This is a genomic window from Psychrobacter sp. Ps3, from assembly GCF_022129275.1.
Lineage (GTDB): Bacteria > Pseudomonadota > Gammaproteobacteria > Pseudomonadales > Moraxellaceae > Psychrobacter > Psychrobacter submarinus.
In genome coordinates, this window is record NZ_JADQAL010000054.1 from 1 (window position 1) to 10775 (window position 10775).

The 10775-nt window shown below is 45.0% G+C and carries 12 protein-coding genes; 4 read left to right on the top strand and 8 right to left on the bottom strand.

The features are described from left to right. Nucleotides 1-115: 115 nt before the first annotated feature. Nucleotides 116-718, top strand: a complete 603-nt coding sequence (locus tag I3248_RS11545; protein ID WP_238063890.1) for a methyltransferase domain-containing protein — start codon at nt 116-118, stop codon at nt 716-718. On the opposite strand, the gene I3248_RS11550 is transcribed toward I3248_RS11545, so the two are convergent. Then, on the bottom strand, nt 699-1358 hold the full coding sequence (locus tag I3248_RS11550; RefSeq protein WP_201558347.1) for a hypothetical protein: 660 nt from the start codon (nt 1356-1358) through the stop codon (nt 699-701). The two genes, I3248_RS11545 and I3248_RS11550, sit on opposite strands and share 20 nt — an antisense overlap. 6 nt (nt 1359-1364) lie before the next feature. After that, nucleotides 1365-2273 (bottom strand): hydrogen peroxide-inducible genes activator, encoded by a 909-nt coding sequence (locus tag I3248_RS11555; protein WP_025644738.1) that lies wholly within the window; start codon nt 2271-2273, stop codon nt 1365-1367. 375 nt (nt 2274-2648) lie between these two features. On the opposite strand from I3248_RS11555, the gene ahpC reads away from it, so the two are divergent. Further along, the gene (gene ahpC, locus I3248_RS11560; RefSeq protein WP_025644737.1) at nt 2649-3215 is read left to right on the top strand and encodes an alkyl hydroperoxide reductase subunit C; all 567 of its coding nucleotides are present in this window, start codon (nt 2649-2651) and stop codon (nt 3213-3215) included. Between the two features lie 284 nt (nt 3216-3499). Here the strand turns inward: ahpC and I3248_RS11565 are convergent, their stop codons facing one another. Beyond that, nucleotides 3500-3748 carry a DUF465 domain-containing protein gene (locus I3248_RS11565; RefSeq protein ID WP_238063891.1) on the bottom strand — a complete coding sequence of 83 codons (249 nt, stop codon included), beginning with the start codon at nt 3746-3748 and terminating at the stop codon, nt 3500-3502. A 453-nt stretch (nt 3749-4201) separates the two neighbouring features. Between I3248_RS11565 and ahpF the strand changes: the two genes are divergently transcribed. Next, a complete protein-coding gene (gene ahpF / locus I3248_RS11570) occupies nt 4202-5788 on the top strand; it encodes an alkyl hydroperoxide reductase subunit F (protein ID WP_238063892.1) in 1587 nt (528 codons plus the stop codon). Nucleotides 5789-5883: 95 nt separating this feature from the next. Here ahpF and I3248_RS11575 read toward each other — a convergent pair whose 3' ends face one another. From I3248_RS11575 to I3248_RS11595, 5 genes are all read right to left on the bottom strand, one after another. Continuing rightward, nucleotides 5884-6744 (bottom strand): bile acid:sodium symporter family protein, encoded by an 861-nt coding sequence (locus I3248_RS11575; protein WP_238063893.1) that lies wholly within the window; start codon nt 6742-6744, stop codon nt 5884-5886. A 152-nt stretch (nt 6745-6896) separates the two neighbouring features. After that, nucleotides 6897-7229 (bottom strand): TIGR01244 family sulfur transferase, encoded by a 333-nt coding sequence (locus I3248_RS11580; RefSeq protein WP_025644729.1) that lies wholly within the window; start codon nt 7227-7229, stop codon nt 6897-6899. 104 nt (nt 7230-7333) lie between these two features. Then, nucleotides 7334-7660: a sulfur transferase domain-containing protein gene (locus I3248_RS11585; protein WP_201559583.1), complete on the bottom strand. Its 327-nt coding sequence runs from the start codon at nt 7658-7660 to the stop codon at nt 7334-7336. Between the two features lie 136 nt (nt 7661-7796). Next, nucleotides 7797-9506: a sulfate permease gene (sulP, locus tag I3248_RS11590; RefSeq protein WP_238063894.1), complete on the bottom strand. Its 1710-nt coding sequence runs from the start codon at nt 9504-9506 to the stop codon at nt 7797-7799. Nucleotides 9507-9595: 89 nt separating this feature from the next. Continuing rightward, nucleotides 9596-9877 carry a metalloregulator ArsR/SmtB family transcription factor gene (locus tag I3248_RS11595; RefSeq protein ID WP_238063897.1) on the bottom strand — a complete coding sequence of 94 codons (282 nt, stop codon included), beginning with the start codon at nt 9875-9877 and terminating at the stop codon, nt 9596-9598. Between the two features lie 305 nt (nt 9878-10182). Here I3248_RS11595 and trxC point away from each other — a divergent pair, with 305 nt between their 5' ends. Then, the gene (trxC, locus tag I3248_RS11600; protein ID WP_238063895.1) at nt 10183-10620 is read left to right on the top strand and encodes a thioredoxin TrxC; all 438 of its coding nucleotides are present in this window, start codon (nt 10183-10185) and stop codon (nt 10618-10620) included. Nucleotides 10621-10775: the final 155 nt, after the last annotated feature.

The following is a 10775-nucleotide window of genomic DNA, read 5'->3' on the forward strand; positions in this document are numbered from 1 at the left end:
ACAGCTTTGATTAACTAGTAGCTATCAGCAGTGCGCATTTGTGAATGTTCAACACACCCTAATTATCGAAATCTTTGTTTTGTTTGTCTCATGTGTTTTAGAAAAAGGCTAGGTTATGGATAACGTTAATCAATCCAAGTTTTGGCAGCAGCGCTACGAAACCGACAGTATCGGTTGGGATATGAGACAGGTATCACCGCCGCTCAAAGCCTATATCGACCAATTACCTGAGTCGGCAAAGCATGATGCTATCTTAGTGCCGGGCGCGGGCAATGCTTATGAAGTCGGTTATCTTTATGAGCAAGGATTTACTAACGTCACGTTATTAGACTTTGCGCCTGCGCCGATTGCCGACTTTGCTAGACGTTATCCTAACTTTCCATCTGAGTACTTAGTCTGCGCCGACTTTTTTGAATTATCACCTGAGCGCTATCAGTTTGACTGGGCGCTTGAGCAGACGTTTTTTTGTGCGATAAACCCGCAGCGCCGTGACGAATATGTACAGCAGATGGCCGGTTTATTAAAGCCAAAAGGTAAGCTAGTAGGGTTGCTATTTGATAGGGGTTTTGACCATACTCATCCACCGTTTGGCGGTGACGTCGAAGAGTATAAGCAGCGCTTTGAGTCGCATTTTGCTATTGAAATCATGGAGCCTTGCTATAACTCTCACCCTGCGCGCCAAGGCAGTGAGCTATTTATCAAGCTGCAAGTAAAGTAAGCTCCCGCCTGATATTCTTACGCGCTTGAGCTTCTAAGCGCTGATAGTAATAGTCCGTTAAATACAGTCTCGGATGGGCGAGCAAGCCCTTTAATACTTGCGTGCGTCCTACTCGATACGCCACTTTTGCAACATGAGCATACTCTTGTCGCACCGATTTAGCATATTCTTCATACTCAGGCCAACTTGCGCCTAAAACAGATAAATCCATATCGAGCAAATAGGCGGCGTCAAGGTCGGCATGGTCAGTAAGCTGATGATCTGCAGTCATCATTATTAGGTCGTAAATACGTTTAACCTGTTTAGAGGTCAAATATTTATCTAAGACTTGCACTGCATACTCAGCGCTTTTTAGCTCATTATCATTACGTATCGGCGCATAAATCACGTCATGATAAAACAATGCTAAGGCAATAATAGCCGGCTGCTGTAGCTTATGGTTAATCTGCTCAAACTGACAAAAAAGCTGCTGCAAATGTGTGAGCGTATGATAAGCGCGAGTAGACTCATTGTAACGATTGGCGATATCCTGCCAAAGCGCATGAGCTTGCGCAGGCTTAATATCGCTATTTGTAGCCGATAGTAGATGCTTCTCAAAGCATTGACTAAGACGAGAGCTGGTTTGCAAGAGGTCGGTCATATTTGCTTAGCTCTTATTGGCCGCTTCTTCTAATGCTTGTTTAAACACATTACCCAGCAGATTTACGTCATCGACACGAGCGTAGTTTAGACGCGTGACAAAGGCAATGTGACGATGCGGTCCGGCCTCGGCAAGTGGCACAGCGACCGCGTTTTGGTTATGTAGATGCAGCTGATCGAGCGCCATTTCAGGGACCAGCGTTGTACCCATATTCGCTAGCGCCATCTGAATTAGGGTGTTTAGACTGGCATCAGAAAAACTTGATTTCATCTCAGCGCGATCGAAATGACAGACGGATAAGGTCTGATCAGTTAAGCAGTGACCCTCGCCCAATAGCATCAGATTCGCGGTCGCTAGCTCATCTGAGCTAATGCTATCAAGCTTGGCATGTACATCATCATTGGGGAATACCGCAAAAAAGTTCTCTGACCAAAACTCGAAGCTGTGTAGTCCATCGACCGCATAAGGCAGTGCAATAATAGCGGTATCGATATGACCATAGCGCACTTGTTCGAGCAAGCGCTCGGTTTGCTGCTCAACGATCGTCATGCGAAATTCAGGATGATGCGCGCGAAGAGCGGGCAAGACTTTAGGCAATAGATACGGCGCAATGGTCGGAATGATGCCAACCGTCATCGGATAAGCTAGCGGCGCTTGATGACTATGAGCGCGAGTCGTAAGATCATTGACCTCAGAAAATATACGCTGGGCGCGTGTCAAGATATCTTGCCCGATAGGGGTAATCAGCACTTGCTTGTTATTACGCTCAAATATTTGCGTATCGAGCTGCTTTTCTAGCTCTGCGATACCTAAGCTTAGGGCGGATTGCGAGATATTACAGTCTTCAGCGGCGCGCTTGAAGTGACGATGCTTGGCAACGGCCAAGGCAAACTCGAGTTGACGTAAAGTAATCATAGGGACTCTCTAATACCATTTATATAAAATTCTTCGGAAGTATTGGTTTATCTTATCGCTCACAAACCGATAGATATAGCCGCTTTACGTATCATTATTTTACAAATAACAGCGGATAGAATAGTTTAACAAGATTAATAAAACAAAACATCAAATTAAAAACTTTTAACTGGATTAACCATGAAATTCGCGTATAGTTTGTCTTGTAACCCAGATAGGTAAAGCCGGCAGCAATATTAATTGAACAATTAATTATTAGCAGTCGCTTACATGATACTATAATGTAGGTCGCTTTATGACTTTAGCTCCTACATAGAAATCATCGATTAACTATCATTATCTTGTAACCATAAACTTCACAAAAAGGAGCCACTCATGGCCGCTATTATTAATCAAGAAATCCCAGAGTTTTCAACCGAAGCGTTTGTAAATGGTGAGTTCAAAACTATCACCTCAGACGACGTCAAAGGCAATTGGGCTGTATTCATGTTTTATCCACATGACTTCACGTTTGTTTGCCCAACTGAGCTTGAAGACATGGCAAACCATTATCAAGAGCTAAAAGACTTAGGCGTAGAAGTGTACTCAGTATCAACTGACACGCATTTTGTGCACAAAGCATGGCACGACTCTTCAGAAGCGATTGGCAAAGTCACTTTCCCAATGTTGGGTGATGGCACTGGTAAAATCACTCGTGGTTTTAACATAATGATCGAAGAAGACAACGCAGCGCTTCGTGGTACTTTCATCGTTGATCCAGATGGCCTCATCAAAGTAGCTGAAATTCATGACCTAGGTATCGGCCGTAGTGCAAAAGATGTGGTACGTAAAGTAAAAGCCGCTCAGTACGTTCGTGACAACGACGGTGAAGTATGTCCAGCCGCTTGGGAGCAAGGTCAAGCAACCCTAAAACCAAGCCTAGATTTGGTTGGTAAAATCTAAGTAGTTGATACACTATTGAGATAACTTTATAGCACTGATCATTACTTATGTTTGACCAGTATTATAGATGAAGACCCTATTAGCAGACGCTGATAGGGTCTTTTTTTACTTGCATTTACAGCTTTGACACCAGATTTTACCCAATGTTTATCTTAGGTTATTTATGCTGATAATAAAGCCCTCATCAGCATAGTGTGATGAGGGCTTTCATATCGTTATCTACTACTCTTTATCACCAAAAATCTTTATAACCTAAAAAAGTTTTTATTGGTTTTAAATCGTCATTAAGCATGTGACTGTAGTTGGTTTTTCTCAATGACTCTATAAATCTCATCTTTGAGTTGCAGCTTTCGTCGTTTCATCTGTTCAATTTCATCGTCCCAGCTCGCTTGCGTGACGCGGTCTTTTTCTAGCCTATTAATTTGCTCGTCGAGCTGAGCATGCTCATCAAATATCACCGCGAAGTGGCTATCTTTTTGTCTAAGCTCGTCAATAATCTCTCTATTATCTTGCAGGGTATCAGTCTTTCTCATGTTTTCATCCTTGTTAGTAAGCGTCAAGTCGTTATAAACGACCGTCCACGCATAATGATTAAAACCATTAATGAATTTAAGACTCTAAAGCGCCAAGAGTTACTGGTATAAAGGCACTGCATTTATTAGAGTGACTACTCCTAAAAACAGTCGTTTTTCTTAGCACTTCTCTCGATTGTAGCGAAATAACAGGGTGGGTTCTAGGGTGATTTATTAATAATAGGTTTAAATTACTAGATGATATATCTTTTATGATTTGTTTTATAAAACATATGATTTGACTTTATCCGCTTGTCCATGGTCCTAAAACGTCCGATAATAGCCCTATCAACAGTTAGGGGCATAAGAGTAGTAGCGTATTAGCCAGCTAAGAATAAAGCTGAATTAGCCCAATACTTTAACTTTAACCAAATGAACTTAGTATTTTTTATATTATAAAGATAAGGATTGATTATGATAGACCAAAGTTTATTAGATGCAGTAAAAAGCTATAGCGAAAATATGACTCGTCCTATTAGCTTCGTACTAGGTACAGGCGAGCACGAAAAGCGCGCTGAGCTAGTTGATTTTTTGACCAAAATCGCTGGAACAACGGATAAGATTAAGTTTGAGCTGGACCAAGCAGACTATATCGATAGCAGCTTACCAAGCCCAATCAGCTTTGCAGTACGTAGTCATATTGATGGTGAAGTTGTCGATAACGGTATCGTCTTTAGTGGTATTCCAGGCGGTCACGAATTTACTTCACTGATTTTAGCTATTTTGCAGGCCGGCGGTCATACGCTCAAACTTGACGAAGGTATCCAGAAGCTCGTGAAGCGCTTTAATAAGCCGCTAGAGTTTCAGACTTATGTATCGTTATCTTGCCACAGTTGCCCAGAAGTCGTGCAGACATTAAATCAGTTCGCCCTACTAAACGATAATATCAGTAACGAGATGATCGATGGCGCACTGTTCCAAGAGCAAGTCGAAGCCAATAATATTCAGGGCGTGCCCGCCGTATTCTTAAACGGTAAACCGTTCGCCAATGGCCTTATCGATACCGCTAAACTGATTGAGAAGCTACAAGAGCAGTTCCCTGATCTACTAAGCGAGGGCGGCGATGATAGCGAGCAACTAGAGCAGCAAGACGTCACGATCATTGGTGCCGGTCCCGCTGGTGTTGCCGCCGCGATTTATACCGCGCGTAAGGGTCTAAAAGTCGCTATGGTGGCTGATCGTATCGGTGGTCAGGTCAAAGACACGCAGGACATCGAGAACTTAATCTCAGTGCCACTAACCACAGGTACGCACTTATCAGCAGACTTTGAGAAGCATCTGCAAGAGTACAATATTACCCTCAAGCAGCACGTGACGGTCAAAGAGATCGATGAGACTGAGGAAGAAAACTACAGCATCCATCTGAACACTGGCGAGCAGTTTGAGACGCGTAGTATCATCCTTGCGACTGGCGCGCAGTGGCGTAAGCTTGGCGTCCCAGGTGAAGAAGAAAATATCGGTAAAGGCGTGGCATATTGCGCGCACTGTGATGGTCCTTTCTTTAAAGATAAAGACATCTCAGTGATCGGCGGTGGTAACTCAGGCGTTGAGGCGGCGCTTGATTTGGCGGGTATCGTCAAACACGTGACGGTTCTTGAGTTCGCTGACGAGCTAAAGGCCGATCAGGTACTCATTAATAAAGCCAAAGAAAAAGACAATATCGAGTTTATCACCAACGCGGCAACGCAAGAGATTAAAGCCACTGATGGTAAAGTCAGCTCTATCGTCTTTGAAGATCGCAATACAGGCGATACTCATGAGCGCGATTTGGCAGGGGTGTTTGTTCAGATTGGTCTTGTGCCAAACACGGACTTTATCAAAGGCTTCGTCGATCTAAACCGCTTTGGCGAGATTGAAATCGATGAAAAGTGTCGTACTGACCGCAAAGGTATCTTCGCTTGTGGTGACGTGACCACTGTACCGTTTAAGCAGATCAATATTGCTATGGGCGAGGGTAGTAAAGCCGCCTTAAGTGCATTTGAGTATTTGGTAATGCAATAAACGTGCATTTAATCAACTAAGCAAATCAGCAAAAAGACCATCTCATATACTGAGGTGGTCTTTTTTTATGGTAGCTCGCTTTAGTCCGGTGTAAGCTAGTTTTTATTGCGAATCACTGCAATGACTGGAAGAGCAACTAAGTACATCAGCACGCCGTAGACAGCAGCAGGTAGAGCGATAGCAGGTAGACCTGCCGCCGTTCCCATAATGATAGGTGCAAGCGTAATGGCTGTGGTACTGTTTTGGATGCTGGTTTCTATCATGATGGTCTTGGTATCGAACCAATTGAGCTTGAGCGCTCTGGCTATGACCATGCTCAGCGTAAATAAGATGACGATAATAGCGATAAGCTCAAAGCCGATTGCCGTCGCTTGTGATTTGAGTAAGTCCCAGTTAGAGGCCACTGCTGCTAAGACCACTAGCACAAATAATAGACTAGCAAGACCGTTTAGGATATTGCCTCTGCGCTCCATAAAGCTTGTAAACTTACGGCGTGCAAGCATACCTAAAGTCACAGGCAAAGTGGTCAACAAGAACATCACCAGCCCAATCTTCAGCGCGCTAATAGAGCCGGCTTGATCTTGCATGAAGTGATTAAACGCTAAGGTAATTAGAATGGGGAGCGTCACGACGGATAATAAACTGACAACCCCTGTCAGCGCGATAGAGAGCGCTACATTTCCTTTGGCATAATAGGTCAGCATATTGCTAGTCACACCGCCCGGACAAAAGCTAATGAGCATAATACCAAAGGCGATAGCTGGCGGCGGCGACATAATCAGCACGATAATCAAAGCCACAATCGGAACTAAAATAACTTGATTGAACAAGCCGACAAAAAAAGCTTTGGGATAAGCGCGAATCACCTTAAAGTCGCTTAATTTTAGCCCCGTGCCTAAAGTGAACATAATGTAAGCAAGCGCTAAGGGCAATAAAGCGAGCGCGATATTATTCATAAACAGTCCTTGTAAGATCACTTATCGTCTAGCGACTGACAATAGCATAGGCTCATGCTCTTTGACTAGACTCTATCACGCAATAAAAAACGCCCATTCAGATCTGAATGGGCGTTTTTTATTGCTATCATGTGAGGTGCTTATGAATACTATCAATCATCTAATAAATCCATCTGCTTCGCCGCTTCATAAATGCCGGTTGAGCGATTGCCCGTACGGCAAAAGATTAAGATCGGCTGCTCAGCTTGATTAAAAAAGTCGGCAAACTCTTCGACATGGTTTTGATTGAGCTCACTACCGGCAAACGAGATCTCTTTATAGGCCAGTCCTGCCTCCTTTGCAGCGGCCTCAATATCAGCGCTGGTCGGTTGGTTAGGTTCTTCGCCATCAGGACGGTTATTGATAATGGTTTTAAAGCCATTTTCGGCGATCATAGGGACTTGATCAGGCGTGATTTGACCGGTGATACTGATTTGATGGCTCATGCGAGCTCCTTTTTTATTATTGATATAAAGAGTTTGGGAGGTTAAACATTCAATAAGTAGGGTAGGATGAAACGCTTGAGAATAAAAGATACGCTATGTAACGGTTATAGTAGACCTTGCATCAAAGCGCTCTGGTATAAGAGTTTGGCGCGTGCGCCCGTGCCGCAAAACATCAATATTGGCTTGGGGCAGGCATGATAAAAGCGCGCGAACTGCTCGACGGTCAGCGTACTTAGACGCTCATCATCGAACGGCAGATACTCATAAGCCAAATTAGCTTGCTCACTAGCACTTGCTAAATCAAGGCTTGTCGGCTGGCTCACCTGTTCATCATCAGGTCGAATATTGATGACTGAGCGATAGCCAAGCTGGGCAAGTTTCGCGCATTGCGATGGGTATATTTGCTTATAAATCGTAAGATTGTCAGTCATAATTTCAGTCGGTTATCTAGATAAAGTTGAATAAGGCCAAACGTGGTAAGTAACGGTGTATTGTCAAATAATATGCAATATAAGATATAAGACTATAATAGCAATAAAGTATCACCATTACTAAAAAACTGAATGATTACAGATCTTTTAGCGCGTTTACCGCCGCATTGGTACTCAAAAACACTTGCCCTGACAGCTCAGTAATCAGTGGCGTATGCTCAATCTTATCCATTACAGGCCCTTTGATAAAGCTAAAATGCAGATGCTTATCATCAGCGGCAAGCTCTCTATTTAAGGTAATCAGCATCTCTTGTGCGGTGAGGTCAATATGATTGACCGCTGACATAATCAGGATAATCTCACGGGCGTCGCTATAGTCCTTGGTCGCTTGCAGAATGCGGCGATGGATAGAGTCGGTATTACCAAAGAATAAACTCTCATCGATACGTATCATCAATAGATGCTCATAAGTGACGACGCTATGACGATGAATATTGCGAAAGTGTCCAGTCTCCGCCAATTGCCCAACGATAGCCACGTGCGGATGACTCGACTGCCAAATTAGGCTAGCAAAAGATACCATTAGGCCGATGACTAGACCGGTATTAAGACCAAATATCAACACCCCTGCAAAAGCGGCGATAAAGCTCGCGGCATCTAAGCGATCGCGCTGCCAAGCCGATTTTAAGGTTGCGATATCTATTAGCCCGATAATAGAGGCCATGATGATAGCGCCAAGAATCGCATAAGGCAATGGCGCCAGCACATCACCAAAAAATAGCAAAGCTGCGACCATGACGGCTACGGTGACAAAGCTTGCCAGTTGCGTCCTAGCGCCTGAGTCGGCATTGATAGCTGTGCGCGAAAAGCCGCCAGCTACTGCAAAGCTCTGAAACAGGCCACCTGCAATATTCGCCAGTCCCAAGCCGGTCAGCTCGCGATTGGCATCGAAGCGCTCATCGCGCAGTCGGGCATAAGTACTGGCCACTGAGCTACTAGAGACGAAGACAATCAGCGCCATCAGTCCTGCGGTTGGTAGCAGATTAGCCGCTTCACGCCAGTCTGGCAGATGCGGTAGCGTTAAGCTTGGCAGGCCATGCGGGATGCTACCGATAGTGGCGACGTTATGTGCGGACCAGTAACCGATGACACTCAAGATAATAGCAACTATTAATAAAATAAGCGGAAACAAGCGCTCCGCCCATTTAGCCTGCCTAGCCGAGAGCCAAGAGCGCCAAAGCCACTTGCCGCCATAACGGTTGGCGACTAGTAATACAAAGGAGATGACACCGATCAATAAGGTTAGTGGGTGTAGCTGCTGCGCGAACTGCTGTATGCTTGACAAGTAGCCGATCAAGCTATTACCAGTGACTGGGATGGCGGTGAGGTATTTGAGCTGACTGACAAAGATGAGTACTGCTGCGCCGCTGATGAAGCCTGCGGAGACCCCGCGGCTAATAAACTGCATAATCCAGCCAAGCTTAAGCCTGCCTGCGATCCATAATAACGCGCCTACCATTAGGGCGAGCAGGCTTGCCATAAGCACATATTGCTCCGCCCCTTGATCACCATAAGTGCTCAAAGCGCTTGCGGTCATAATCGCAGTGATCGCCACCGGGCCGACCGCTTGTACATTGCTCGAGCCGATCCACGCGTAGACGATAACAGGCACGATAGCCGCGTACAGACCATACACAGGGGGCAGGCCGGCGAGCACCGCATAACCTAAGCTCTGCGGAATGACTAATATGCCGACTACCAGTCCGGCAATCACATCAGCAGGCAGGGTGGCAAACGAATAGTGACGCAGCCAAGCGGGTATGAGACGAGTGGCAATAGAGGCCATATCAGTACGCCATTATCCTAATACAGTGTTGCTTATACAGTGGCAAATGGGAGCGACAAAGAGCTTAGCGTTCATTCATACTCTCAAAGCTATTTGGCACAAAAGCGCTCATATAGCAGCTGCAGTACTGCCAGAGCATCGTCGCTGGCGATACGGTAGTAAATCTGCTTACCTTCGCGGCGCGTCGCCACTAGCTCGTCTTTACGCAAGATGCCAAGCTGCTGCGATAGGCTGGGTTGACCGACACCGACCAACGTCTCAAGCTCGCTTACGCAGTACTCGCCTTGGGTCAACTGGCATAGCAGCAATAAGCGATCGGGGTGCGATAGCGACTTGAGTAGCTGGCTGGCTTGCTGTGAGGACTGCTGCATTTGTTTGGCTAAGTCAATCGCTGCCAAATCCTGCGTGGTATCGTCCGCTGTATAGGTCGATGACCTCTTATCTAAGGTAGAAGTAGTCAAGTAATCTCCTTGGGATATCACGATTATCTTATTGATATAAATTGAGCCATTATCAAAGATTGATTATCTATATTCTAACATTAATCAGCTAAGACGCTTTATAATAAAATATATTATCATAAATTACATTATATAAATTTATAAATAGTAGTATAGATGTTATATTACCGTTATAGAGCTAAGCGTTATTAAAATTAATAAAGAAGGACTAAGTTATGAGTACTGAGAGTTTACATATCGTTTGCCCTAATTGCCAAGCGACCAACCGCCTGCCAAACGATCGTCTTAGCGCAGCGCCCAACTGTGGTAAATGCGCCAAGCCTTTACTGACTGCAAGCCCGCAGGAGCTAACTGCGCAAACGGTAAATAAAGTCACTCAAAAGAATGAAGTGTTGACAGTGGTCGACTTTTGGGCAAGTTGGTGTCAGCCGTGCTTGATGATGGCACCGCAGTTTAAAGAGGCGGCAGGGCAGCTGCCGCAAGTGGTGTTTGCTAAGCTGCAAACGGACAAGTACGAGCAAGCAGCGGCGGCTTATAACATTCGCAGTCTACCGACGATGGTGGCGTTTAGAGGCGGGAAAGAAGTCGCTCGCCAGTCAGGAGCGCTGCCTAGAGATCAGATTGTGCAGTGGGTGCAAAGCTTGCAAGGATAGCGCTTAACTTAATACTCAATACATTCAAAACCACATAAAAAGCCAATACGTGGATAGCGTATTGGCTTTTTGCTAAAAGAGTCATTAGGGCGTGTTGAAAATTCACAAATGCGCACTGCTGATAGCTACTAGTTTATCAAAGCTGTGTTCTAGTC